General features: G+C 64.0%; 24 protein-coding genes and 1 riboswitch. Of the genes, 9 read left to right on the forward strand and 15 right to left on the reverse strand.

Annotated elements, in window-relative coordinates; genetic code table 11:
• The first annotated feature begins 28 nt into the window (after positions 1-28).
• Positions 29-113, forward strand: a riboswitch (S-adenosyl-L-homocysteine riboswitch).
• Positions 114-132: 19 nt separating this feature from the next.
• The gene (gene ahcY / locus IM816_RS15655; RefSeq protein ID WP_250338796.1) at positions 133-1,566 is read left to right on the forward strand and encodes an adenosylhomocysteinase; all 1,434 of its coding nucleotides are present in this window, start codon (positions 133-135) and stop codon (positions 1,564-1,566) included.
• A 59-nt stretch (positions 1,567-1,625) separates the two neighbouring features.
• On the opposite strand, the gene IM816_RS15660 is transcribed toward ahcY, so the two are convergent.
• The gene (locus IM816_RS15660) at positions 1,626-1,982 is read right to left on the reverse strand and encodes a YXWGXW repeat-containing protein (RefSeq protein WP_143144496.1); all 357 of its coding nucleotides are present in this window, start codon (positions 1,980-1,982) and stop codon (positions 1,626-1,628) included.
• A 390-nt stretch (positions 1,983-2,372) separates the two neighbouring features.
• Between IM816_RS15660 and metF the strand changes: the two genes are divergently transcribed.
• The 3 genes from metF to IM816_RS15675 all read left to right on the forward strand — a co-directional run bounded on the left by metF (position 2,373) and on the right by IM816_RS15675 (position 4,819).
• Positions 2,373-3,194 carry a methylenetetrahydrofolate reductase [NAD(P)H] gene (metF, locus tag IM816_RS15665; RefSeq protein ID WP_250338797.1) on the forward strand — a complete coding sequence of 274 codons (822 nt, stop codon included), beginning with the start codon at positions 2,373-2,375 and terminating at the stop codon, positions 3,192-3,194.
• Between the two features lie 95 nt (positions 3,195-3,289).
• On the forward strand, positions 3,290-3,796 hold the full coding sequence (locus tag IM816_RS15670; RefSeq protein WP_250338798.1) for a DUF4124 domain-containing protein: 507 nt from the start codon (positions 3,290-3,292) through the stop codon (positions 3,794-3,796).
• A gap of 105 nt (positions 3,797-3,901) precedes the next feature.
• Positions 3,902-4,819 (forward strand): branched-chain amino acid transaminase, encoded by a 918-nt coding sequence (locus IM816_RS15675; protein WP_250338799.1) that lies wholly within the window; start codon positions 3,902-3,904, stop codon positions 4,817-4,819.
• A gap of 61 nt (positions 4,820-4,880) precedes the next feature.
• Here the strand turns inward: IM816_RS15675 and IM816_RS15680 are convergent, their stop codons facing one another.
• The 9 genes from IM816_RS15680 to IM816_RS15720 form a co-directional block, all read right to left on the reverse strand.
• Complete coding sequence (locus IM816_RS15680; protein WP_250338800.1) at positions 4,881-5,756, reverse strand: hypothetical protein; 876 nt, start codon at positions 5,754-5,756, stop codon at positions 4,881-4,883.
• A gap of 12 nt (positions 5,757-5,768) precedes the next feature.
• Positions 5,769-7,277 carry an esterase-like activity of phytase family protein gene (locus IM816_RS15685; RefSeq protein ID WP_250338801.1) on the reverse strand — a complete coding sequence of 503 codons (1,509 nt, stop codon included), beginning with the start codon at positions 7,275-7,277 and terminating at the stop codon, positions 5,769-5,771.
• 2 nt (positions 7,278-7,279) lie between these two features.
• Positions 7,280-9,589 carry a TonB-dependent receptor gene (locus IM816_RS15690; protein ID WP_425602649.1) on the reverse strand — a complete coding sequence of 770 codons (2,310 nt, stop codon included), beginning with the start codon at positions 9,587-9,589 and terminating at the stop codon, positions 7,280-7,282.
• A 330-nt stretch (positions 9,590-9,919) separates the two neighbouring features.
• A complete protein-coding gene (locus IM816_RS15695) occupies positions 9,920-11,203 on the reverse strand; it encodes a sensor histidine kinase (protein ID WP_250338803.1) in 1,284 nt (427 codons plus the stop codon).
• The gene (locus IM816_RS15700) at positions 11,187-11,873 is read right to left on the reverse strand and encodes a response regulator transcription factor (protein ID WP_072322110.1); all 687 of its coding nucleotides are present in this window, start codon (positions 11,871-11,873) and stop codon (positions 11,187-11,189) included. Before IM816_RS15700 ends, IM816_RS15695 begins: the two co-directional genes overlap by 17 nt.
• 194 nt (positions 11,874-12,067) lie before the next feature.
• Positions 12,068-13,003 carry a 30S ribosomal protein S6--L-glutamate ligase gene (gene rimK, locus IM816_RS15705; RefSeq protein WP_250338804.1) on the reverse strand — a complete coding sequence of 312 codons (936 nt, stop codon included), beginning with the start codon at positions 13,001-13,003 and terminating at the stop codon, positions 12,068-12,070.
• Complete coding sequence (locus tag IM816_RS15710) at positions 13,000-13,449, reverse strand: ATP-dependent zinc protease family protein (protein WP_250338805.1); 450 nt, start codon at positions 13,447-13,449, stop codon at positions 13,000-13,002. Before IM816_RS15710 ends, rimK begins: the two co-directional genes overlap by 4 nt.
• A gap of 181 nt (positions 13,450-13,630) precedes the next feature.
• Positions 13,631-14,935, reverse strand: coding sequence for an MFS transporter (locus IM816_RS15715; RefSeq protein ID WP_250338806.1), 1,305 nt, complete (start codon positions 14,933-14,935; stop codon positions 13,631-13,633).
• Between the two features lie 193 nt (positions 14,936-15,128).
• Positions 15,129-16,079, reverse strand: coding sequence for a cupin domain-containing protein (locus tag IM816_RS15720; RefSeq protein ID WP_250338807.1), 951 nt, complete (start codon positions 16,077-16,079; stop codon positions 15,129-15,131).
• Positions 16,080-16,190: 111 nt separating this feature from the next.
• Here IM816_RS15720 and IM816_RS15725 point away from each other — a divergent pair, with 111 nt between their 5' ends.
• Positions 16,191-16,730: a carboxymuconolactone decarboxylase family protein gene (locus IM816_RS15725; RefSeq protein ID WP_250338808.1), complete on the forward strand. Its 540-nt coding sequence runs from the start codon at positions 16,191-16,193 to the stop codon at positions 16,728-16,730.
• 56 nt (positions 16,731-16,786) lie between these two features.
• Here IM816_RS15725 and IM816_RS15730 read toward each other — a convergent pair whose 3' ends face one another.
• The 4 genes from IM816_RS15730 to IM816_RS15745 form a co-directional block, all read right to left on the reverse strand.
• Positions 16,787-18,523: a glycoside hydrolase family 13 protein gene (locus IM816_RS15730; RefSeq protein ID WP_250338809.1), complete on the reverse strand. Its 1,737-nt coding sequence runs from the start codon at positions 18,521-18,523 to the stop codon at positions 16,787-16,789.
• Between the two features lie 115 nt (positions 18,524-18,638).
• Positions 18,639-19,934, reverse strand: a complete 1,296-nt coding sequence (locus tag IM816_RS15735; protein ID WP_250338810.1) for an acetamidase/formamidase family protein — start codon at positions 19,932-19,934, stop codon at positions 18,639-18,641.
• A 109-nt stretch (positions 19,935-20,043) separates the two neighbouring features.
• On the reverse strand, positions 20,044-20,289 hold the full coding sequence (locus tag IM816_RS15740) for a hypothetical protein (protein WP_250338811.1): 246 nt from the start codon (positions 20,287-20,289) through the stop codon (positions 20,044-20,046).
• A gap of 91 nt (positions 20,290-20,380) precedes the next feature.
• On the reverse strand, positions 20,381-20,659 hold the full coding sequence (locus IM816_RS15745; protein WP_250338812.1) for a hypothetical protein: 279 nt from the start codon (positions 20,657-20,659) through the stop codon (positions 20,381-20,383).
• Positions 20,660-21,025: 366 nt separating this feature from the next.
• Here IM816_RS15745 and IM816_RS15750 point away from each other — a divergent pair, with 366 nt between their 5' ends.
• Positions 21,026-21,772, forward strand: a complete 747-nt coding sequence (locus IM816_RS15750) for an alpha/beta fold hydrolase (RefSeq protein ID WP_250338813.1) — start codon at positions 21,026-21,028, stop codon at positions 21,770-21,772.
• 187 nt (positions 21,773-21,959) lie between these two features.
• Here the strand turns inward: IM816_RS15750 and IM816_RS15755 are convergent, their stop codons facing one another.
• Positions 21,960-22,577 (reverse strand): FMN-dependent NADH-azoreductase, encoded by a 618-nt coding sequence (locus IM816_RS15755; protein WP_250338814.1) that lies wholly within the window; start codon positions 22,575-22,577, stop codon positions 21,960-21,962.
• A gap of 109 nt (positions 22,578-22,686) precedes the next feature.
• Between IM816_RS15755 and IM816_RS15760 the strand changes: the two genes are divergently transcribed.
• From IM816_RS15760 to IM816_RS15770, 3 genes are all read left to right on the forward strand, one after another.
• Positions 22,687-23,121 (forward strand): winged helix-turn-helix transcriptional regulator, encoded by a 435-nt coding sequence (locus tag IM816_RS15760; RefSeq protein ID WP_250338815.1) that lies wholly within the window; start codon positions 22,687-22,689, stop codon positions 23,119-23,121.
• A gap of 140 nt (positions 23,122-23,261) precedes the next feature.
• Complete coding sequence (locus tag IM816_RS15765) at positions 23,262-23,894, forward strand: hypothetical protein (protein ID WP_250338816.1); 633 nt, start codon at positions 23,262-23,264, stop codon at positions 23,892-23,894.
• Positions 23,895-23,910: 16 nt separating this feature from the next.
• Positions 23,911-25,689, forward strand: a complete 1,779-nt coding sequence (locus IM816_RS15770; RefSeq protein ID WP_250338817.1) for an XVIPCD domain-containing protein — start codon at positions 23,911-23,913, stop codon at positions 25,687-25,689.
• Positions 25,690-25,732: the final 43 nt, after the last annotated feature.

The following is a 25,732-nucleotide window of genomic DNA, read 5'->3' on the forward strand; positions in this document are numbered from 1 at the left end:
TCCGCGATACAATACCCGGACCGTTTTGCCCGCCGAGGGGCGCTGCGACCGTGGGGCATCCGTCCAATAGGCCAGGCTCGGCGCGGCGTCCCACCGAACGGCGCCCCCGTGCTTACTCCGGAGCTACGCCAGATGAACGCCGTCACCAAAGACACCGCTTTCCAGGATTACAAGGTCCGCGATATCTCGCAGGCCGACCTCGGCCGCCGCCGCATCCGCATGGCGGAAGAGGAAATGCCGGGCCTGATGCAGATCCGCGCCCGCTACGCCAAGGAAAAGCCGCTCCAGGGCGTGCGCCTTTCCGGCTCGCTGCACGTCACCAAGGAAACCGCCGTGCTCGCCGAGACGCTGCGCGAACTCGGTGCCTCGGTGCGCTGGGCCTCGTGCAACATCTTCTCCACCCAGGACGACGTCGCCGCCGCGCTGGCTGCCGGCGGCCTGCCGGTGTTCGCCTGGAAGGGCGAGTCGCTGGAGGAATACTGGGACTGCACGCTCGACATGCTGACCCATCCGGGCGAACTGGGCCCGCAGCTGATCGTTGACGACGGCGGCGACGCCACCCTCTTCATCCACAAGGGCGTGGAACTCGAAGACGGCAGCGACTGGGTCAACACCCCCAGCGGCAACCACGAAGAACAGGTCATCAAGGATCTGGTGAAGAAGACGGCCGCGGCGCGTCCGGGCTGGTTCAAGAAGATCGCCGCCGAATGGCGCGGCGTCTCCGAAGAAACCACCACCGGCGTGCATCGCCTCTACCAGCTCGCCGAAGCCGGCAAGCTGCTGGTGCCGGCCATCAACGTCAACGACTCGGTCACCAAGAGCAAGTTCGACAACCTCTACGGTTGCCGTGAGTCGCTGGCCGACGGCATCAAGCGCGCCACCGACCTCATGGTCGCCGGCAAGGTTGCCGTGGTCTGCGGTTACGGCGACGTGGGCAAGGGCTGCGCGCATTCGCTCAAGGGCTTCGGCGCGCGCGTGATCGTTACCGAGATCGATCCGATCAACGCCCTGCAGGCGGCGATGGAAGGCTTCCAGGTCACCACCGTGGAAGACACGCTCGGCATCGGCGACATCTATGTCACCACCACGGGCAACAAGGACATCATCACGCTGGAACACATGGCGAAGATGAAGAACAACGCCCTGGTCTGCAACATCGGTCACTTCGACAACGAGATCCAGATGGATCGCCTGAACACGGCGAAAGACGTCTCCCGCGAGACGATCAAGCCGCAGGTGGATCGCTACACGTTCAAGGCCACCGGCAACAGCATCTACATGCTCGCCGAAGGTCGCCTCGTCAACCTCGGTTGCGCCCACGGCCATCCGAGCTTCGTGATGTCGAACAGCTTCTCCAACCAGACGCTGGCGCAGATCGACCTGTGGAAGAACAAGGACTCCTACGAGAAGACGGTGTACCGCCTGCCCAAGAAGCTCGACGAGGAAGTCGCCCGCCTGCACCTCGAGCAGATCGGCGTAAAGCTCACCGTGCTCACGAAGGAACAGGCCGACTACATCGGCGTGCCGGTGGAAGGCCCGTACAAGGCCGACCATTACCGCTACTGATCCATTCGCTGTCGAAACGAAGAAGGCCGCCCATGGGCGGCCTTCTTTTTTGTTGGGTATCAGTTGCGGGCCCAGTAGCCCTCGTGCAGCCACCATTGACCATCGCGATGTTCCCAATATGCATGCACGTAATGGTGGCCCTCGATGACCCGCTCCCAGTGCCCAGGCACGGCGACGTAGTGATCGCCTTCCCATTTCCAGTAGCCGTGCGCCCAGACCCAGCCTTCCCGCGGCGGGGGCTCCACCTCCACGACCCGCGGCGGCGGTTCGTGAGTGACACGTACGACATACATGCGCGGCGGCGGCGGCTCGACGACCACCACTCGCTCAGGCGGGCGACGCGGAGGAGGCGGCGGAGCGCACCCCGCCACGACGGTCAGCAGGCACAACGGCAACGCGTACGAAAGACGAATCATCGAGCATCTCCTGGGGAGGGCGCGCCCATCTGACCGCATGCAACTTTCGCCGGGGTTTCCTGCGTGCCGTTGCCCCTGAACGAGCGTCCTCGATGGTTCTGCAACTTCGCAACATCACCGTGCGACCCGCTCTCCTCCGCGCCTGCGAGACATCCGACGGAGGCGGCGGGTGCGGTTTGCGGAGCGGCTCCGCAGGGAGGCGAAGGCCGGACGAGGACTCAGCGACGCAAACTGCAGCCGCCGCCTCCTGCCCGCCCCTCGCAAAAACAGGCCCACAGCGATGGCGAAGCCGAGCCCTCACGGCGCAACTAAGGACGAAACGACGAATAGCCATCTTTCCATCTGGATAGAAAGATATCTATACTGCGAGCCAGTCCGACGAGATCGCCCATGGCCGCCATCAGCTTCGAGTTCTTCCCGCCCAAGACCGACGAACAGCGCGAGCAGCTCGATGCGGCCGTTCAGCGCCTCAAGGCACATGCACCGGAATATGTATCGGTGACGTTCGGTGCGGGTGGCTCGACGCTCAGCTACACCGACGAAACCGTGCGGCGGCTGCGGGCAGAACACGCGCTCTCCGTCGCACCGCACCTCTCGTGCATGGGCGGTACACGCGCCGAGATCGCCGCTCTTCTGGACGCGTACAAAGCCTCCGGCTGCCGGCGCATCGTGGCATTGCGCGGCGACCTGCCCTCAGGCATGGCCACGCCAGGCGACTTCCGCTACGCCGCTGAGCTGGTGGCCTTCATCCGCGAACACAGCGGCGACCATTTCCATATCGAAGTGGCGGCGTATCCCGAGACTCACCCCCAGGCGGAAAACGCCTTGGTCGACCTGCGCCACTTCAAGGCCAAGGTCGATGCCGGCGCCAATGGCGCGATCACCCAGTACTTCTTCAATCCTGACGCCTATTTCCGCTTCATCGACGACGTGGCGAAGCTCGGCGTGAACGTGCCGATCGTGCCGGGCATCATGCCCATCGCGAATTTCAGCCAGTTGCGCCGCTTCTCCGAGCAATGCGGCGCGGAGATCCCGCGCTGGATCGTGAAGCGTATGCAGGCTCACGGCGACGACGCGGCAGCGGTGCGCGAACTCGGCGCCGACGTCGTCGCAGAGCTTTGCCGCCGCCTGCTGGCCGGGGGGGCGCCGGGCCTGCACTTCTATACGATCAATCGCGCACGGGCGACGGTGTCGGTCCTGGAACGTCTCTGAGCACATCAGGCATCCGCAGTTAACGTGCGCGCCATCACTCTTCGTGGGCTCGCGGCCGGTGATGATGACGCACCGTTCGCCACCCTCTGCCGCCCGTGATCCGCGCCATCGCCCTGCTCCTCCTGCTCGCCCTCGTCGCCACCCTCCCCGCCCACGCGCAATCCGCCATCCATCGCTGCATCGGTACTGACGGGCGGCCAGTCTTCAGCGACCAGCCCTGCGCCAGCGTCGGCGCGACCTCCGTGCTACCCGCGCCCGCCGGCAGCGCTCCGACGCGATCCGACGGCGCGCCATCGACCGGACTGCTGTGCGCGAAAGACCTCACCGAGTTGCGTGAAGGCTTGGCGCAGGCCTTCGCGGCACGCAGTGCCAACCGCGTCGGCGGACTCATCCTCTGGAACGGCTACGGAAGCAGCGGCGCCGTGGACAACCTGAGGCTGATGGAGGCCCTCGTCCGCCAGCCGCTTGTGTCGCTGGAAGGCAACGAAGGGGCTGGCATCGACGCGGTCACCTCGGCGCCGGGCGGCGACGGCGGTACGCGGCGGATGCACTTCGGCGTCGTTCGGGATTCGGGCTGCCTCTGGCTGCGCCCGCCCGGCTAAGGCCTGTTTACCCCATGCACGCCATCCGCACGCGCACTGACGCATCGCGCCATGTGGGCGCCAGCACGACCCGGTATCATGGGCGGTCCCCTCCGGAGCGCTCACATGTCGCAGAACTACCCCGAATGGATCTGGCAGAACGGGCAGATCAAGCCCTGGCGCGAGGCCACCGTCCACGTGATGGCGCATGCGCTGCATTACGGCTCATCGGTATTCGAAGGTATCCGCAGCTATGAAACACCCGATGGCGCGGCGATCTTCCGTCTTACCGACCATCTGAAGCGCCTGTACCTCTCGGCCAAGATCTACGACATCTCCATTCCCTACTCGCTGGACGAACTGGCGGAAGCCTGCCGCGAGGTGGTGAAGAAGAACGACCTGAAGACGGCCTACCTGCGCCCGGTGGCCTTCCGCGGCCTGGGCGGCTTCGGCCTTTCCGCCGAATGCCCCACCGACGTCGCCGTGGCGACGTGGCCCATGGGCCCCTACCTCGGGCCCGAGGCGCTCGAAAACGGCATCGACGCGTGCGTGTCGAGCTGGCAACGTTTCGCCCCGAACACGATTCCGGCCGGTGCCAAGGCCGGCGGCAATTACCTCTCCGGCCAGCTCATCGCGCGCGAAGCGCGTCGCCTCGGCTTCGGTGAAGGCATTGCCCTTGCATCCACCGGCCTGCTCAGCGAAGGCGCGGGTGAGAACCTGTTCCTCGTCTTCGACGGCGCGCTGCACACCACGCCGGCAAGCGCATCGATCCTCACGGGCATCACCCGGCATACGTTGATGACGCTCGCACGCGAGGAAGGCATCGACGTGGTCGAACGCGACCTGCCGCGCGAGTACCTGTATCTCGCCGATGAGATCCTGATGTGCGGCACGGCGGCGGAAGTCACGCCCATCCGTTCGGTGGACGGCAAACAGATCGGCAGCGGCAAGGCCGGCCCGATCACGCGTCGTCTGCAGGAATTGTTCTTCGGCCTGTTCAACGGCAAGACGGCCGATCGCTGGGGCTGGCTGGAACCGCTCTGACTAACGATAGTCGTCCATACGGACGGTGCCGCTCCTGCCCGAAGGCAGGAGCGGCATGTCGTCAGTTGCAGAACCCGTTCGGATACGACGAGGAACGGTAGGCGTAGAGCCAGCTCGTCTTGCCGCCGTCATTCGCGATGTTCCAGCCGTTGCCGATGGAGCCGATGGCGGTATTGAGCACCTGCGAGCGAGTGAGCACCGGCGTCGTGAAGTAGCTGTCCTCGTCGGCTTCAACGCGGAACGACAGTTCGGCCAGTGCAGGCGTGGCGGCGCCATTGACGTACCACAGCGTGAGGGTGAACTCGGCTACCGATTGGCCGATGTCCGACTGCGGACCGTCGTACTCCTGCTGGGTCACCGTGACACCAGCCACCGGCGCCAATCCGGCGCTCGAGATATCGGAGAGCGCAGACGCTCCCGGGAACTGCTTGATCAGCGCGGCCACCGTCGTCGGCGTGGTGGTCGCGTCCTGCTTGGTGGAATGCGCGAGCACGAGGTTGCCCGGCGTCACGTCCGTTTCGAATTTCGTTTCCTTGTTCTTGCCAGCGCCGGACACATCGGTCCAGTACGACAGCTCCTCGTCCGGATGGCGGAACTTGAACTGGATGTCCGAATGATCGCCGGCGCGCGTGCGCACGGTGTAACCACGGTTGATCAGCGAGCAACTGTGCGGCGTGTCGTAATACGCCAGCGTGTCGCGGTCGCCGGCACTGAAGTTACCCGTGATGGTCTTGTCGAAGCCGAGCGCGGACAGACGCGAGGACAGGTCGTGCAGCAGCGTGGTCGCGGCGCTCGACGGGTTGCTGGCAAAGCGCGAGGCATCCAGCAGCGCCTTGTACTCCTTGCTGTCGACGTAGGCCGGCGAATTGGCGTGGCTGGCCGTGGCGCCGAGCAGGAGCGTGGCGGACAGCAGCGAGAGAGCGGTACGTTTCATCATGCGCATGACCCTTCAGCGGTGGTGGGAAGCGTTGGTGGAACGTGTGTCCGGCAGGCTCAGCCGATACACGAGGATGCGGTTGTCGTTGTCGAAGTCCGAATCGCAGCGCTTGCCGTCCATGACGCAATGCGTCGCGATGAAGTCGTTGTCGTTGCCGACGAGGAGAAACCAGTCGCGCGGATGTGTCGGATCGAGCACGGGCACGAGGTCCATGGCCTCCCATTTTTCCGAGAGCAGCGTCTTGCCTTCCGCATGAGGGTCAAGGGTCAGACCGAAACGGGCGAGGTCGACCGGATCGAGCATGTTGACCAGCGGCTGCCATGGCGCGCCGCGAATGTCGGACCGCAGCTCGCCGTCCGTCCCCAGGAGCGACTTTGTGCCGGTCTCATAAGCGGTGCCCGCAAGATTGGTCGCATCCGTGGTGTCGACCAGCAGCACGGTCTTGAACATGATCGGCTTGCCACCTTCGGCGCCCAGCCCGGCACCATCGCGCGCGAGCATGAGGAAGCGATGGTCGTCCAGCACGCGGATCTCGCTCTGGGCAGCCGTCCGGTTTGGCGTGCCGCCCGCGCCGTCTGCGTCGTACGTGGGGAGGCGAACTACGTAGTGCGCGATCGGCCGCTGTGGCACGGCGTTGCGGCTTACGTTGTAGACGAGCACGCGAGTCAATGTGCGACCGGCGGCGTTGCCGGGCTGCGTGTCCTGCACTAGCGCACTCTGGAGCGCGACGAACAGGCGCGTCCCGTCCGGCGACAAGGCCATGCCTTCCACGCCCTGATTGTTGCGACGCCCGCTCGCTGGAGGGCGTAGGGAGGTGAAGTCCGGCTTGCCGCTCTCATCCAATGGACGTACTGCGCGCGGGGGCACGATCACGCCGGTCAAGCGGCCGTCCTTGTCGAACCGATAGACGTTGGCGGCGTACTCGTCACCGATATAGAAACCGCCATCGCGGGTGAATTGCAGCGATTCGGCGTCGAGGGAAATCTTCCTGGCGCCGATGCCTTTCACTGGCGACGGCAAGACGATGCCACGTTCGATGCGGGTGCCGCCACCGGGCTCGGCGCCCGTGAACGGCTTGCCGTCGAAGTCGGCAAGCACGCGCCCGCTGTCTGGCGTCAGCACGATATTCGGGCTCTTGCCAGGAGCCGATGGCACCGTCATCCGGAAGCGAAAGCGGTGCAACCGTCCCTTGTAGTCGAAGAAGACGCCATGCTCCGGATCGTTTCGACCGCGATCCGGCAAGGTCCAGAGCACGCCGGTATAGGTGTCTCCTTCGCGCTTCCACGTACCGGGCTCGATCATCAGCGACGAGAACGAGCCCAAGGTGTCGCCGAGAAAGTCGATCGTGCCCGCTGGCAGTGCACCCGTCGCGACGAGGCCCTTGTCCACGTACTCGGCGCCGCCGATCTCGACCTTCCGTGGCAACGGGGTCGTGACGATGTCAGGCGCAAGCACCGTGCCCTGCCCTGCGACGGCGCTGCCGATCAGGAGGGCAGCGGCGAGACCGCTAAGCCGACGCATGCTCAGAAGCGCACGTCGAGCGTGGCGAAGAACTGGCGCGGCGCCGATGCGTGGAACACATAAGCGGTGCCGGCCGGATCGCTTGGCACGAACGCGCTGGAATCCAGGTTGCTGGCGTAGCGCTTGTCGCCAAGGTTGGTCACGTTGAGCGAAAGCCGCACGTCCTTCGCTATCGACACGGGGCCGAAGTCGTAGCCGCCCGACAGATCCCATACGGTGAAACCACCAAAACCGCGATCGTTCGTATACGTGTAGTAACGCTTTCCCGTGTACTTGCCGCGGAGCGACGCGAACCACGGGCCTTGCGACCAGTCGATTTGCGAGGCGAAGAGCTTGGTCGGCGTGTCCGTCTGGATCTTGCCCTTCGTCGCCTGGATCACGCCCGCCTGCACGTAGTCGCTGGCATAGGTGGAGCGGTTGTACGACGCGGAGTTGTACCAGCGCAGATGGTCCGTCGGCGTCCAGACGAAGGTCAGTTCCACGCCGTGGCTATCGACGCCGCCCACGTTGTAGAAGCGGTTGCCGCACGTCGGGCCCACGGGCTGGCGCGAGTCGCACGGGTTGTACTGCAGCAGACGATTGTCGAAGCGCACCGAATACGCTGCGACCGAGGCGGCGATCGGGCCAGTCTCGATGCGGTAACCGGCTTCGAGGCTGCGCGACTTCTCGGGCTTCAGGTCGGCCTGCGTGTCCCAGATCGCCTGGCTGACGGCCTGCGGACCCAGCTTGAATCCGCCCTGGAACATGGCGATGTTCTTCGCGAAGCTGGCGAACGTTTCCTGTCCATCGGCGATGCGGTAGCGCACACCGAACTGCGGAAGAATGGCCTTGCTCGCGCTGAGCTTGCCGCTGGCGAACTGATTGTTCGAGGTCGGCTTGATCGGTTGCACGGCGTCACCCGGAAGCGCGGTGGCCTGCGACGTCACATGCGGGCTCTTCACACCCACGTCGACGGTCAGCGCGTCATCAAGGAAACGGATCGTGTCCTGCAGGAACGCCTGTCGCGTGTTCCACACGGTGCGCTGATCGAAGACTCCGAGGTCCGGCGTGGTATCGATCGGCCCACTGAGATCACGTGGACCGGTGACGTAGCTGCTGTAGCGGGCTGCACTGGATACGTTGTGCTCGTACCACACGCCGCCCTCGATGTGCTGATTGTCGACGTCCCACGACGCCGACAGGATCGCGCCAGAGCGATTGATCGTGTAGAGCGTGTTGCGGAAGATGATCGGCAACTGCTGCGGCGTACCCGGATAGGAATACGTACCGCTGTTCCAGTTATGGCCTTCGCCCGCGTCCTCGTGGTGATAGACCTGCGTGTGGATCGTTACCGTGTCACTGGGGAAGAAGTCGCCAGCGAGGTAATACAGGTCGTCGCTGCGGAGAATCTGCCCGGCAGTGAACGCACCATCCGCGTCCTTGTCGGGACCGCTCTTGTCGCACAGCTTCGCGTTGAGCGTGCCCGCGTTGCAGTAGGCCTTGCCGACTGCACGCTGCCAATCCGGCGCATAGCCGCCCCAATCCCAGCCGAGGCCACGCGCCATCTCGCTCTTCGAGAGATAGAAGTAGTCGGCCTGCGACGTGCGCGAGGTATCGGCGAAGCCGGTAATGCGGCCACCGTCGAAGTCCCATACGGCCTTGCCGTTGAACTGCTTCGTCGTGGAGCCGTTGTACGCGTCCTGGTTGTTGAACAGGTCGGACGTGGTACGCGCGCCGGACAGGTACATCGAGAAGCCGTGGTAGTCGCCGGTATCGAAGCGCGCAAATGTGCGGCGATTGTTGTCGCTACCGAAGCTCTGCACGACGCGGCCGCCCATGGTCTTGGCGGGATCGTTCGAGGTGTAGGCGATGGTGCCACCCAGGTTGCTGGTGGACGGCGTGCCAAGGTTGCCGATGCCTTCGGAAAGCTCGGCGCCTGCAAAGTTTTCCGAGATCAGCGCGCGATTGATCGAGAGACCGTTGTAGTTGTTGCAGGCGCTGTCGCCGAGCGGCATGCCGTCGAGCGTGTAACCCAGACGTGTGCCGCTGAAACCGCGCAGGCTCAACGTCATCGACTGCTCGTTCGTACCCAGCGCGTCCACCGATTGCGCGTTCACGCCCGGCAAGGTGTTCAGCGCCTTCTGCAGGCTGGTGCCCGGCGGCAACACCTTCTGATCGGCGGGACGCAGACGCTGCACCTGCCGCGTCTCGCCACTGCCGATGACCGATACGGCGTCGAGATCCTGCGCCTTGGCGCGGTTGGCAGCGGCGTTATCGCCCTCGGGAGTGGTCGCCGTGTCGTCGGTCGCCCATGCCACGGGCGCAAAGGCCATGCCGAGAGCGGCGGCCAGAAGAGTCTGCTTGAACAAGGGGCGGTCCTTCCCTGCATTGACACGCCGCAGCACTCCTCCCCTGAGGCAGCCCGGCACGCGTCGTGAAGCGATGCATGTTCGGACGTCTGAATGAAGATCTTATGACAGTGAAGATGACAGGGTGTGGGAGCCGCCATGGCGGCGAGAAGCCAACGAAGCGGTGTAGCAGCGAGGCAAATTGCCATCGCCAGCAGGCTGGCTCCCACCGGCAAGCTCATCACCACCAAGCTGGCTTCCACCGGCAAGCTTCCCTCGCCGCCATGGCGGCTCCCACACCACAGGGTGGCGCGGTCAGCGGAAGTCGATGGTGGAAATGGCGCCGGCCATTTCGGGGCGCGGACGCAGCGAGACGTCCCAGCCATACAGCTCGCACAGGCGGCGCACGATGGCGAGGCCGAGACCCGCACCACCGCCCGTGGCGCTTTCACCGCGAATGCCACGCTGGAAGAGTTTCTCCGCGTCTTCCGGTTTGATGCCGGGCCCCGTGTCGATCACGTCGATGCGACCCTCGAGCACGCGTACCGTCACCATGCCTTCCATCGTGTACTTGATCGCGTTGCCGATCAGGTTGGTGAGGGCGACCGACACGACCGAGGCCGGTGCGTTTACAGTGACCGAGCCGTCGGCGATCAATTCGATCTCGATCGGCTTGCCGCCCATCTGCGGACGCTGGCTCTCGATGACATCGGCAGCGACCTTCGCCACATCCGTGGTCTCGCCGCGCGTGGGTCCGCGGCGCTCAGCGCGGGACAGCAGCAGCAACGCTTCGATCAGTTCGGTGGCCTGACGCGATGCGCGCTCGATGCGCTTGAGGCGCTCGCGCAGCTTGTCGGTGAGATCCGGCGATCCCTGCAGTAGCTCGGTCGTACTGGCAATCACTGCGAGCGGCGTACGCAGCTCGTGGCTGACGTCGGAATTGAATTCGCGATCGCGCTCGACGACCGAGGTCAGACGCATCGCGTATTCGTCCAGCGCTACCGCCAGCTCGCCCACTTCGTCGTCCGCGAAATGCGGGGCCAACGCCTCGGCCTTGCCCACGCGGCGGAAGTCGCGCAGACGGCGCGCGAGGTCGGTCACCGGGCGCAACACGCGCGACGACAGCCACACACCGAGTACCAGCGACATCAACCCGAACAGGAACACCGCAGCGATCACGCTGGTCAGCAACTGGCGCTTGCCCAGTTCGTCGCGCGACACGTCGAACTGGAGGAAGTTGATGATGCCGCCCTTACGGCGAACGGCCACCTTGTAATGGTGGTTCTTGCCGTCCTTGCCGACCTCGTAGATGTCGTGCACGCCCGTGTCGAGCGACTGCCACGCGAGCGGCGCCTTGTAGATCGTGCGATCGCTGAAGGTGGCGCCCTTCACGATCTCGATCGGAGGCGCTTCATTCGGATTGGCGAGCACCTTCTCGTTGATCGAGTCGACCTCGTCCTGCATGGCCGAATTGATCAGCTGCTCTTCCACGCGCGCACGGATGTTCAGCGCCGCGAACGCGAACAGCGCGCTCAGGCCAAACCCGAACAGCGTGAACGTGACGATCAGTCGGAAACGGAGCTTACGTCTGGACCGCATCCGGATCGACCATGCGGTATCCAATACCGTGACGCGTGTGGATCAGCGGCTTCTCGAACGGCTTGTCGATGGCTGCGCGAAGACCGTGGATATGCACGCGCAACGAATCGGAGTCAGGCAGTTCCTCGCCCCACACGCGCTGCTCCAGGTCCTGGCGGGTGACCACCGAGGGGCTGGCTTCCATCAGCGCTTGCAGGAGCTTGAGGCCAATGGGGTTCAACTGGATCGACTTGCCTTCGCGAGTGACCGTGAGCGTGTCGAGGTTGTAGGTCAGGCCACCGACCTTCAACACACGGCTCTGCGGACCCTTGCCGCGGCGCGCCAGCACTTCCAGGCGCGCGGCCAGTTCCTGCAGCGCGAAGGGCTTGGTCATGTAGTCGTCCGCGCCGGACTCGAAGCCGGTGAGCTTGTGCTCCAGCGAGTCGCGGGCGGTGAGCATGAGCACGGGGGTCTGCTTGTGCGCCTCGTGACGGAGCTTTTTCGCCACGTCCAGCCCGTCCATACCCGGAAGGGTCAGGTCGAGCACGATGACGTCGAAATCGTGCACGACGGCCAGGTGCAGCCCGGTGACGCCGTCGCCGGCGAAATCCACCACGTGGCCCCGGTCTTCGAGGTAATCCCCGATGTTGGTCGCGATGTCTGTGTTGTCTTCGATGACCAGAACGCGCATGCGGCACTCCGTTGTGCGGTCGCTTTGAGTCTTACAAGTATTGCGACTGCAAGCTTAACGGGGAAATCGTGAAGCGGACAGCAGCAAAAGAGAGGCCCGGGCGGGAGAACCCGCCCGGGCCGAAAGAACTACTGCCCCGATACCGTTACCCCGCCTCGCGGAATCACAGTGGGACCTTTATAGGGGAGCACCCTTTAAATCGCTGTTAACCCCTTGCGGGCCCTGGCGCGGCGCACTTTCGGCACGACTGGGCGCTCGGCCAGCCTCGCCTCGCAGTGGGCAATGATGGCGTCCGCCACGTCCACGCCCGTGCTGCCCTCGATGCCTTCCAGCCCGGGGGACGCGTTGACCTCCAGCAGCAGCGGGCCGCGCGACGAGCGCAGCAGATCCACGCCCGCCACTTCCAGGCCCAGGGCGGAGGCGGCCTCGACGGCCACCCTGCGCTCGTCATCGGACAGGGCGACCGAGGCGGCACTGCCCCCGCGGTGCAGATTGGCGCGGAACTCGCCCGGTGCGGACGACCGCTGCATGGAGGCCACCACCTGGTTGCCCACCACGAAGCAGCGCAAATCCTGGCCGTTGGCCTCGCGGATGAATTCCTGAACGAGGAAGTTGGCGTAGAGACCACGGAAGGCCTCGATGACGCTCTGCGACGCCGAGCGCTTCTCGGCCAGCACCACGCCGGCACCCTGGGTACCTTCGTTCAGCTTGATGATGTGCGGCGGGTCGCCAAGCATGGCCATGAGGTCGGCGGTGTCATCGGGGTTGTCGCCGATGGCAGTCAACGGCATGTCCACGCCGCGCGCTGCCAGCAATTGCAGGCAGCGCAGCTTGTCGCGCGCGCGCAGCACCGCATCGGACGGGTTCGGCGTAAACACCCCCATCAGTTCGAGCTGGCGCAGCACCGCCGTGCCGTAGAACGTGCTGGACGCGCCGATGCGGGGGATCACGCAATCCATGGGCCCCAGTGGCTTGCCCTTGAAATGAATGGCGAAGGACTGCGGCGCGACGCTCATATAGCAGCGCAGGGGATCAATCACCCTCACGGTGTGCTTGCGCTTGCGCGCGGCCTCCACCAACCGCTGCGTGGAATAAAGTCGCGCATTGCGCGACAGGATGGCGATCTTCATGACGATTCCCGGACGGCGCGGCGCGGCGTCTGCGAGTAGGAGAGCGAAGGATCGACCGCAAAGCGCCCAAGGAGCGCGGTGCGGCCGAGCAGAAGGGGAAACAGCATGTGCCGCCGATCGGTGAGGTTCACCTCGGCCATGAAGCGATGGCCGGCCAGTTCGATCTCGGTAAGGATGAACCAGCGCGTGGTGGTATGCCCGCCCGAGTCGGTCACCGAACGCCGCCCCGTGGCGCGCGCCTCGCATGGCTCCGACAACGCCCCCTTGCGCGTGACGCGGACCTGGAAGCGCAGCCACGTGCCGTCCGCGCGCTCGTCCACCTCAAGCCACTCCACGTGCAGCGACGACGAACGCGCGCCCGTATCGAGCTTGGCTTTAAGAACAGGGACGCCGAGTGACGGCAGTGCGAGCCGTTCACGCCAGCCTAGGGTGATGACGTCAGTCATGGTCTGGAGCGACGGTTGGGGGGCGACGATGGCGCGCGGGGAACGCGCCGTGTTCGCGGCGGCTGCCACGATGGGAAAAGGATGCCGAAGCGGCGGGGCCGACGCAACAGGATCATGCAAACCCTTCAGCTTGCACTCGTCACGCGCATGAAAAACGCGTGAAACGTTTACCGTGGCCGACTTATGCGCCGAACCACCGGCGTGAGCGCAGCATGTAGATCGCGCTGGCCACGCCGACCAGGCTCACCAGAGCGACATAATGCGCCGGCCCTAGCCCACCGGCCGTCTTGGCGAGGTAGCCCACCACGACGGGCGTTGCCGCGCCGCAGATGGCATAGGCCACGTTATAGGACAGCGAGATACCGGAAAACCGGATCGCTGCCGGAAACGAGGCCACCAGCACCGAAGGCACGATGCCCGCCACGCCCGCAAAAAGACCTGCGAGCGGATACAGCGCGAACAGGAGTGCGCCGCCCGACTTCAAGTCCACGTACAGCGCATACGTGCTGACGCCAAGTCCGATGGACGCGACCAGCATCGCTCGCGCCTTGCCCTGCCAATCGACGAGCAGCCCACCGAGCAGGCAACCGACGCACAGCGCGAACGCCGCAAGGCTGCCGCTTGCGAAGGCGCGATCCGGTGCGACATGGAACGCCGTCTGCATGAGCGTAGGCGTCATCAAAATCACGACGACGATAGCAGCGGTGAGTACCCAGGTCACAATCATCGACAAGGCAACGCCCGGCAGGTGATCGCGCAACACGACCCACGCAGGCAGTTCGGTCGTCAACTGCTCGCGCTCGCGCAGGCGCGTGAACACCGGGGTTTCGCTCAACCAGCGGCGCAGGTAGACCGCGAAGAAACCAAAAACACCGCCGAGGACGAAGGCAATACGCCAGCCGTAGGCAAGCATGGCCGCTTCGGACAGGTACGCATTCATGGCGGCCGCCACCAGCGAGCCGATGAGGATACCGACGGTGAGCCCGCAACTCAGACTGGCGCAAGCCAGGCCGATGCGATGCCTCGGCACGTGCTCGGCGACGAATACCCAGGCGCCGGGCACTTCGCCACCAATCGCGATGCCTTGCACGATGCGCAGCAAGGTCAGCAGCACCGGAGCGAATACGCCGATCGTGCCGTAAGTGGGGAGCGCGCCGATGAGCAAGGTGGGCACCGCCATGAGGAACACGCTCAGCGTGAACATGCGCTTGCGACCGACGCGATCGCCGAAGTGCGCCATGACCAGACCGCCGATGGGGCGCGCGAGATAGCCCACCGCGAAGATGCCGAACGCTTGCAACTGCGCCAGCCAGTCCGACGTACCGGGCGGAAAGAACAGATGGCCGAGAGTCTTCGCAAAGTACGCGAAGATCACGAAGTCATAGAACTCCAGCGCACCGCCCAGTGCCGCCAGAAGCAACGTCTTGGCGTCGCCACGGGTCAGTGGCCGGCGTTCGGTGAGATCGGACTCGGGGATGACGCTCATAGGATGGGCTTAGCCGTAAGAGGACGGGCGATGTCGCCAAGACCGCTATTAATGAGCACCGGCACGACACGGTCAAGCGACATGGACGCGAGCCGACTGCCCCGGTGAACACACGCACGGAATGCGTATGCACGTGTCGAACGTGCAAGGCTGTGTGTTCGTCGATGCGCGAGACTGTGCGGTCGTTCTGCAATCACGCCGCCGCATCCGCACGATATTGTCTGCGCCACGCGCCGGGCGTCACACCGGCCCATTGGGCGAAGACGCGGCGGAATGCGGAAACGGACTGATAACCCACGGCTTCGGCCACCGCCTCGGTCGATTGCGCCGGGTTCTTCAACGCATTGGCCGCCATGCTCATGCGGATGTCCTGCAAGAAATCGCTGGCCGAACGCCCGAGACCGTCCTGAAAGTGACGCATGAAGGTCGCGCGCGACATGCTGCACAGAGCGGCGAGCTCCGGGATCGTCCATGCCCGCGCCGGATCGGCGAGCATCGCCGTGATGGCCGGCGCCAGACGCGAATGCGCCGCCAAAGCGAGCAGCCCGGGTGGCGGCGCCTCGGCATCGCTTGCCACGCGAAGCACCAGAGCGAACAGCGCGGCGGACAACGCGTTCAACATGGCATAACCACCGAGGCGTTCGTTCACCGACTCCGAACGCATCAACTCGATCAGGTTCGCCAGATGCAACGCGGCCGACCCAGATCCAGCATCGCGCCCGGCATGGACGACCAGCGTCGACGGGAGGTAGCTACGCAGCCAGCGATCATGCGGCGCGGCGATGGTGAAGCGACCGCAAAGCATGTCGACCCGTTCGCCCTGCCCTTCGTTTTCACTGAGCAGCACGTTGAGCGTCTCGCGCTCGCGCGTCGGCGCGGGAGGCATACCGCTGCCGTCCACGAAGACATGCTCCGAACCATGCGGGAAAAGCACGATGTCGCCTGCCTGCAGGGCGATCACGCTGCCATCCGGCGCATTCAGGCGGGCGGTACCCCGAGCGAGTACGTGATACGGCATCTCGCCCGGCAATGACGCCTCCTGGGCGATCCGCCACGGCGCGCCATACGCGCAGCGGATCTCCAGACGGCCAGCCACCGTCACGATCCCCAGAAAGCGGCTGAGCCAATCGATATCGGTAGGCATAAAGGGGCGTCCGTGAGCTTTTTGAGCACTTTATTGATTTCTTTCGACCTCGTCGAGATCAATCCGGGCGAGCAGACTAGTCCCATATTCAAACCCACCCGGAGACACCCCATGAGCCGCATCGCCACTCCCACCGTCGATACCGCCACCGGCGCCACTGCCGAGGTCTATGCCAAAGTCCGCAAGGGAACCGGCGGCAAGCTGCCCAACGTATACGCCACCCTCGGCCAGCTCGCGCCCGCCGTGCTCGACACCTACCTGAACGCCGACGCCGTGCTTGCCAGTGCCGGCCTGGCCCGGAAGGACCTGGAAACGATCAAGCTGGTGGCGAGCGCGCAGAGCGGCTGTGACTACTGTGTGGCCGCACACAACATGCTGGGCAAGCTGGCCGGGCTTACCGCGGAAGACGTCCGCGCCCTGCGCCATCTCGAGCCTACGGGCGACGCGAAGCGCGATGCGTTGACCCGCTTCGTGCTGACGCTGATGCAGACGCGCGGCACGCTCCCGGCGGAAGCGGTGACCGCCATCCGCGAGGCTGGCTATAGCGATGCGCAGCTTGTCGCGATTGCCTTCGCGATCTCGCAGATCACCTTCACCAACACGTTCAATCGCATCAACGATACGGACGTGGATTTCCCGGCGGCTGAGTGATCGTTGGGTGCGGTGCGCTCGGCGACGAGCGCACCGCACGGTCTGGAACGGTGCGACTACCGCTTGAAGGCGACGATCCACGCGGAGTACGGCGGCAGCATCGTGCCGTCGAGCGAGTGCGCCGCCTTCAGCGCGTCGTCGCTGGCAGCCAGCGTACGGACAGCGCTGGCCTTGATCCCAGAGGCCAGCGGACGCGGCTCGCCGCTGAAATTCATCGCGACAAGCACCGGCTCCGCGCCTTCACGGACGTAGGTCAACACGTTCGGGTTCTGGGTATCGACGAAGGTCATGGCGCCGTCGTGCAGTGACGGGTTACTGCGACGCAGATCGATCAAGGTGCGATACCACTGCAGTAGCGATCCGCTATCGGCCATCTCGCTCGCGACATTGACGGTGCGATAGTTCGACGCCACCGGCAACCACGTCGTTGGATTCGTCGAAAAACCGGCCTGAGGTCCAGCTGTCCATTGCATCGGCGTGCGCTCGCCGTCACGCCCCTTGTCCTTCGGCCACCCGGTGATGCCCACCGGGTCGCGCACGTCTTCCTTGCGCGTAGGCGTGCTGGTGGTCATGCCGATGGGGGCGCCGTAATAGGTAAGCGCCACGCCGCGGTTGGTCAGCAGCATGGCGGCGATCACCTTCGCGCGCGCCAGGTCATGCTTGCCGTCGCCAAAGCGATCGATCGAACGCGGGTTGTCGTGATTATCGAAAACCAGCAGCGGCGGCTCCCCAAGCAGATCCGTCTGCGCGTCGCGCAGGTGCTTCCGGAACCAGTTGTCGTCGAACGCGGCCTGCCAGCCAAAGCCAGGAATCAAATCCATCGGCAGGTGCAGCTCGTCTTTCTGCGCGCCACCGTACCAAGGCACGAGGTCGGCGGTCTTCGGTGTGTAGGTCTCGCCGATCAGCACGCGATCGCCTGGATAACCGTCTACCATCTTGCGCAGGCGACGCATCACGTCGTGCACCTCCGGCAGGTTGTCGCTGTATTGGGTGTGCAGGTTCGGATCGCCATAGGCATTGGTACCGCCGCGCTCGGGGTCGTTACGCAACTGCGGGTCCTCGAACAGCGTGGAGATCGCATCGAGCCGGAAGCCGGCCACACCGCGGTCGAGCCAGAAGCGCATGGCGTCGAACATGGCCTTTTCCACGGCCGGATTGCGCCAGTTGAGGTCGGGCTGCTGACGGTAGAAGCGGTGGTAATAGAACTGCTTGCGAGCCGGCACCCATTCCCACGCGGAACCACCGAACACCGATTCCCAATTGTTCGGCGGCACCTTGCCGTCATGCACGAAGCGCTTCTGGAACGGCGTGACGCTCGCCCCATTTGCATCGACGCCGTCGTTCCACACGTACCAATCAGCCTTCGGGTTGTCGCGCGACGACGCAGACTCTACGAACCATGCGTTTTTATCCGACGTGTGGTTGAGCACCATGTCGAGCAGGACACGAATGTGCTTCTGCTTCGCGTCGGCCATCAGCCGATCGAAGTCCGCCAGCGTGCCGTAGGTCGGATCGACGGCGCGATAATCCGCGACGTCATAGCCGAAGTCGACCTGCGGGGATGGGTACATCGGCGTGATCCAGATGGCATCGGCACCCAGTTTTTGCACGTCGTCGAGGTGCTGGCGGATGCCTTCAAGGTCGCCCACGCCATCGCCATTGCTATCGCCATAGCTGCGTGGATAAACCTCAAGAATGAGGGCGTGCTTCCACCAGGGGGCGGCGGGTTCAGGAGCGGCCAGGCTGCTGCCGGCGGCAAGGGACAAGGCCATGCCGGCCAGGAGACGACGCATGCGCAAGGACATCGGGCGGGGAATCCAACGGGGACGAATCCCGATGAAAGCGCGGCACGCGATCAACGTCAACCGAAACGATGCGTTTATGCGAACCCGATCGTCATAGGCATCCTCATTCCCGACGGAGCGCCGGAAGCAATGACTTGTCCAGTTTCGCCGCCACGCCGACACTTCGCCCGGCCAGGTTAGCCACCGTGAAATGGACGGCCGAACCCATCACCTGCGCAGCCTGCGAGAGGGTCATGCCGTAGTCCTGCTGCAGCCACTGGATCATTCCCGTGCTGGCAAACTTCAACGCCTCGTCGAGCGAACCCGCCTGCCCCAGCACCATGATCTGCGACGGCGATTCGACGCGAGGCATGGACACGCTGCGCCCGTGAATGACGTCGACGGTCACCGTTACGTCCATCGACGTTTCCAGTGCGTACTGCGATGTCTCCCCGTCGCCCTGTAACGCATGCGCGTCGCCCATGTAGAGCAGCGCGCCCGGCTGCTGCACGGGAAGATAGACGGTATTACCTTCGACCACCTCGTTGAAATCCATATTGCCGCCGAAGCGCGCCGTGTCGCCCGTGGATATCGGCGGCATGCCGAAGCCGGGCGCCACGGCGAGGCCACCGAGCATCGGTTTCACTGGGACGGCAAAGTCAGCGAGCGCGCCCGTGGCGCCTTGAGGACGGGCGAGGCCCTTCTCGCGATCGAGCGTCCAGCGCACCGGCTTGCCCAGCGCGGCGGCACCGCTGGCAAGCGACATACCGAGCGCTCGCCCCACCACCGTATCGAGGCTGTCCGCGTAATCACGGTTCAAATGCAATCGGCGGATATGCACGACCAACGTGTCACCCGGCTCTGCATCGGCAACGAAGAACGGGCCCGTCTGCGGGTTGCCGAACAGCGCTTGCGTCTTGCCGTTCTCGTCGACGCCGCCCGAGTCGATCGTCGTGGTGTGGATCGTGTCGCCAGGCCATACGACGAGCACGGGATGACGGTCGGCGTCCCAGGTATTGGAGTAATCGGTGGGATGGTAATCGATGGTCCGCGACGGCCCCTTCCGCTCGGGCAGTTGCCAGCCGGTGACCGCATGCGTCGCGCGCCGCGTGGCGTCGTTGGGGTCCGGCAGGTCCGCCGTGCCCGTGACGGACGCGCCCATCCGTTGAAGCCGATAGCGCGACACCTGGCCTTGCTTGTCCGTGCTGGCGATCGATAACCAGTCCTTCTCCACCTTACCCTTGATGGCATCCCCGTCCAGCGTGCCGCTCAATCGGCTCGCGTCCTCATGCACGCGCAGCGTCGAAAAGGCCGGCGAGCGCCACAGGTCGGTACGGAGAATCCAGACCTCATCGGCCTGCGATACGGCGGAAGCGAATACCGATAGCAAGACGAGCAAAGCTGTGATTACGCCGCGCATGGTCACGCCCTTCGATTGCCTACATGTGTAGTCAGGCTACAGGTGGCAGCGTGTCGTGCCAACGTGACCTATGGGCTACAACCCAATGTATTGGCGCACATGTGGGCGCCTAGCCGAAGTAGAGAAGAACGATGGCGAGAGTCGCAAGCTCTACCAAGAGGAACGTCACCAATCGCACCACCAGAATGTGGCCGTCCGTCTGGCAGAGCCTATAGGCGAGAGCGATGTTCGCGATCGGCCAGGCAATGAAAAATGCATAGCTGGCGAGCGTTCCCTCCTTGAACCACAGCGCGCCAAGCACGTGGCCGAGAACGATCATCGGTAGCCACATGGCAACTAGCAGAATCGTTTTCATTCGCGCCTACAAGCACGCGCGAACCGTCCCAACGTCTCGACCGAGTTACTCCCTTCGCTTCGGCTCCGCTCGTCGTAACGCGAGCCGGCTGCTAACGAGGCGTGCATTGATAACGCGCTACGCCTGATCGCATCGAACCCGCCACCGGAAATCCGGTCTTGGGGTCAGATTGAGGAGCCCCGAAGCTCGACTCCAGCAACAACGCCGGTCCATCGCATGCCTCCTGCGCCTTCTGGTCACAGAAAGCCATCTCGTCAGACCCTCCCCCACTCATCATGCTGCAACCGACGCGAACGGCGCCGGTCGCGTCAGGCTCGGCCGGTGTGACGTCGAAGAAGCTGCATGCAGAGATAGCGAAGACGATCGTCATGATCGAAACGACCTGTAGCGTGCCGCGACCGCTCATCCGCCCCCCAATCGTTCATTGACCCTCACGCGTGCGCCCACTGCCAGCCACTGATATCGAACGATTCACACATGCGGTCAGTGCGAGGAGCAGCAAACCCACCCGTCAGCGGTAACGAATCACCAAGCCACGTCCTGACGACCGATTTATCTCATAGTGATCAAGTTGTGGCCAGATCAGTGTTCCAAATTCACTTTCCCAAACGCACCGGCACGCGGCCGGGGATCGTGAAGTACATGCGGGAGTCCGTCTTGCATTGTGCCGCTCCCGTGCACCATTACCCGTTGCAGAGAATCAACGTTTGGCCGATAAAGACCAGGGAGGGAGCGCATGCATACACCGGTTGTTTATATCCATGGATTCATTGGACACCTGCGCTTTCCGGAGCTGTCGACGGGGTTGCCTCATGGGTACGTCCACGCCCCCGATCTTCTAGGCTATGGACCCTTCGCGGATGCTGCCCCGTCGCGGATGAGCATCGCTCACCAAGCTGATCACCTGGCTCAATGGATCGATCGAGAACTCGGTGGCAAGCCTCCGGTGCTGGTCGCTCATTCCGCCGGCGCCGCCGTTGCCATTACCTATGCGCGCAAGTATCCGCATCGCATCGCTGCGCTGGTCAGCGCCGAGGGCAATCTCGCGCCGAGCGATGCGTTTCTCTCCTCTCGCCTCGCGCCCATGACGGTGCAAGGTGTTTCGGAATGGCTCGAAGGCGCCAGACGCGATCCCGGCAGCCTGCTCACCTCAGACGGATACCGCTTGACGGGTAACGCCCTCGATCGCCTGAGCGAACTGCTCAATCATCAAAACGCCCAGACGATCCACGCCGCGGCACGCGCGGTATTGATGGAAACGTTACGCCCTGGATATTCGGCAGACGTCATGATGGTCATGGCCCACGTCCCCACCTTCCTCATCTACGGCGAGCGCACCCCTCAGGGGATGGGCGTACCGCCACGGCTACGCGACATGGCAGAGGGCGAATTCATCATCGAAGGCACCGGTCACGCGATGGTGATCGAACGGCCGGAAGCGGTGGCGGATGCTGTTGCAAAGGTGCTGGCGCGGGTTCAGTAACTTCACGTCCGACCGATGGTGCCGGAAGTCGCTTGTACTGCCGAAGCCATCTTGTCTTCGCGCCCTTATCTTCGCGCTAACCATGTGCAGGTCGGGCTTGCGTGGTTCCGGTCAAAGGCTTCCTCGATGACGCACCTTCCGGTCGATCCCGTTACACCGAGCAACGCGATCTTTTTCGACCGTGAGGTCACGCCGCCTTCGCTAACAGCGCCGAGATGGCTGCTTCGGCGTTGGCAACGGCAGCGTTTACCGCATCCGGGCCCAAAACCGTGCCTTCGACACGCACCACTTGCACGTCGGTCAGGCCGATGAAGCCGAGCAGGTGCAGTAGATAGTTGGTCTGAAAGTCGAACGGTGCCCAAGCACCTTCCGAGAACACGCCACCAGTAGCGGTGACGAGATAGACCTTCTTACCGGTGAGCAGTCCCTTCGGCCCGGTGTCGCCATAACCGAACGTGACGCGTGGCCAGGTGACATGATCGAACCACGCCTTGAGCGGTGAAGGCAGGCCGAAGTTGATCATGCCCGAACCGATCACGATCACATCCGCGGCCTTCAACTCATCGATGAACTGCTGGGCAATTTCCACCGCCTCCACCTGTTCCGGCGTGCGATCTTCGGGCGACGCGACCCGGCCCTGGATGTACGCCGACGTGATGTGCGGCGGCGGATTCGCGGCGAGGTCGCGCACGCTCAACGAACCGCCCGAGCGGGCTTGGATGCCTTCGGCGATGTCGGTGGCGAAACGAGTGGAAAGGCTGTCGGCTTCACGCGGACTGGACGTAACAAGCAAGATGTGGCTCATGAATGCTCCCAGGTATAACGTAAGAACCAAGTAGCTTTTTTATTTTTACTTACCAGCTCATACGAAGAATCGTAGGGTTCCTGCCCTTTCCTCACAAGAAGGCACACGCATGTCACCTGGTCACATTGAGCAGCCTACCGATATGCCTTCCCCAGACGATGGCGGCTGTCTGGCAACCCGTGAAATCCTGGATCGCATCGGCGATAAGTGGAGCCTCTACATCATCGCCACGCTGGCGAACGGCCCGAAGCGTTTCAATGAATTGAAGCGTGGCATCGACGGCATTTCACAACGCATGCTGACGCTGACCCTGCGAGGACTCGAACGCGATGGCCTTATCACGCGCACGATGTATCCGACGATTCCTCCCCGCGTCGATTACGAACTCACTGAATTGGGAAGAACGCTGCTGAAGCCGGTCATGGCGCTGGTCGACTGGGCGAACGAGAACCAAGCCGCTATTGCCCATGCACATAGACGTTTTGACGAGAAGCCGGATACCGAACAGGTCTTGGTTCAGGGCGTGGTCTACCAGCGTCGATAAAGCGATACGTCGATGGCGTGAGCCTTTGATGAGAGGTCAACCCGTGCGCCATGTCCTACAAAAGCGCGCGAGCTGTTCGTTAAGATGGACCGCCCGCCCGCAAGGCGGCCCACCCGATAGGAGCCACGGACGATGCTTCGATGACGCGCCCTGCCACGCTACTGGCTAGCCTTCTGGCCTCGATCTTGGTCGCTTGCGCCACACCGGCCCAGCAAGTCGCGCCACGCACTGCCAGCACCTCTGCTCCGCTCTCCACCCAGGACCATGCCATGTCGTCTTCCCTTGAAGCCCACGCGCTGCCCGGGGCGCGCGCGGCCGTTGACCATTTGCTTGCTTTCCTGACGACCTTGGACAGCACCGATAGACTCAAGCCTGCACCGCTGGGCCATGCCTTCGGTGTGACGCTCGGCCCCGACTCCGAAAACGGTGCGGGCTGGACGGTCTACCACAGCCCGGATATCGGCCGAGGCTGGACCTACTGGGTGCAGCAGTCCGATGCCCGACCGTCGATGAAGAACGGCTTCCGTTTCTGGTTCGACCATCCGGACCGGTCGGCTGATGCCACGCCGGTGTGTGCATTGCCCCTTGACCGGTTGCGCAGCACATTGACTGCCCACGGCTGGGTCGAGCGACCCGTGCCTTCCGAAATCGGAAGCATCCTGGCCATCGAGTTCAGCAAGAACGATGTGGTGTTGACCCTGACCCCGCGGGACGGCACGGACATCGACGGCACCGCCTGCGTGCTCGCCATCCAGACCAGCGACGGTCACTGACCGAAAAAGGATTGCCATGGCAGCACCCCATCCGGCTCTTGATGCGGCGGTCCAGCAGTTTGCTCAACAGCCCGGCGTCAGCCTCGCCGATGTATCGGCACTTCGCGCTGCGTTGTCCGCCGACCCCGACGTGAGCCAACGTCTGGATACGCAGGCGGCGCGCGGTGCGCTGAACGGGTTTGCACTCGCGGCCGCTGGCACGCCCGATCGCCCCGTGGGCGAATACGACCGCACGACTGGCACGATGACCTTACCCATATCCGCTTTCGCCGGCTCGCACCCTGACGTAGGTGCCGTGCTGCGCGTGCAAGCGATGGTCACGGAGTTTGGCGCAAAGAGTTACACCGACGCCGCGGGGGTGAGCCAAGCGGTCACCCCGGACATGCTAAATAACTTGCAAGGCACGCTCAACAATTCGCCAGCATTGGCTGAACAAATCAAGCGAGCCGCCACGACGACCGACCCACTTCAACCGTCGCACCGCATCCTCGAATCCTTTGCGTTCACCGCACCCGGTGCGGGCGTAGGAGGCAGCTTCAACGCCTCCGACCACGCCATGAACCTGGTCAGCGAATCGCTGATGACCCGAGGTGCGCACAGTTCGGGCACCTACAACCCGCATGATTTGACCTTCGTCATCGGGCATGAAGTCCAACACGGATTCAACGCACAAGCTGCCGCGCAAGCAAGGACCGTGTTTGTTCATGATGTGCGCACGATGGCTGCCTCGCCCGGTCCGGTGCATGACTACACCGCGTTGGTCGAGCGGCACATTCAGAGTGGGCGTGATGACGAAGCCGGCGCGCAAATTGCCGGATGGAATGCGCTGCGCAGCCGCGTGCAGCACGACCAAGGCCACGTCACGCTGACCGACATGGCCAATGCGTTGCCTGCGCGGACGGCTGACTTCATCGAGCCGCATGGGGCGGGGTTCGTCGCCCATGGCAATGTTCAGCTCAATCCTGACTTGAGCATGCCCTTCACGCCAGCGAACGTCGCCGCGATGGGCCACAACTATTTCGACCGACCCACGTCCGCACATCGACAGCCGGGTGACAACCGCAACCCGATGGCCTTGGCACACGGCGGGGTGGAAGACTACCCGAACTATTACGCCGGCTGGGCGGTGGCGACCATTGGCGCCGAAGAGCGAGCCGCCTCACACGGCAGAGGCCCCGCCCCGCAAATTCAGATCAACATGAAACACGCCGGGTTGTACGAGGACATGATGGAGAAGGCAGGGCTAAACCTGGCGCCTTCGAAGCAGTCCATCCCGTATCTGGATAGCAGCATCCAACCGGCCACCCCACACGCGTTCGACCACACGGCGGACGGTCCGCATCAATACCAGTATGTGCCCGTGGCGCCACAGCGCCTGGACGACCCGTCGCACCCGGACCATGCGCTTTACCAACAAGCTCGTGGGCATGTTGTCGAGCTAGACCAGAGCTTGGGCCGAACCCCGGACGTTCACAGTAACCAGCTGGCTTCGGCGGCCGCCGTGCAAGCCCGCGCGGATGGCTTGCAGCGCATCGACATGGTCGCGCTATCGACCGACGGCCAGCGGCTGTGGTCGGTGCAGACCCCGCCGGGGCGAACGGACCATTTGTTCGACTTGCGGACGAGCGTGCCCACGGCGGAAGCGATGACGCCGATGGAGCAGAGCGGCGCCAAATGGCCACAAGCCATGCAGCAGTTCGAACAAGCGCAACAGCAGGCGCAAGGCCAGCAGGTGACGCAGCAGCAGATGCAATCGCAAGGTCCGGTCATGTCTCACGGTGGGCATGGCATGTAGCCGTGTAGTGGCCGCGCCGCTCCATAGTCATTGAGCGGCCTGA

It is taken from the genome of Luteibacter flocculans (assembly GCF_023612255.1).
GTDB classification, from domain to species: Bacteria; Pseudomonadota; Gammaproteobacteria; order Xanthomonadales; family Rhodanobacteraceae; genus Luteibacter; species Luteibacter flocculans.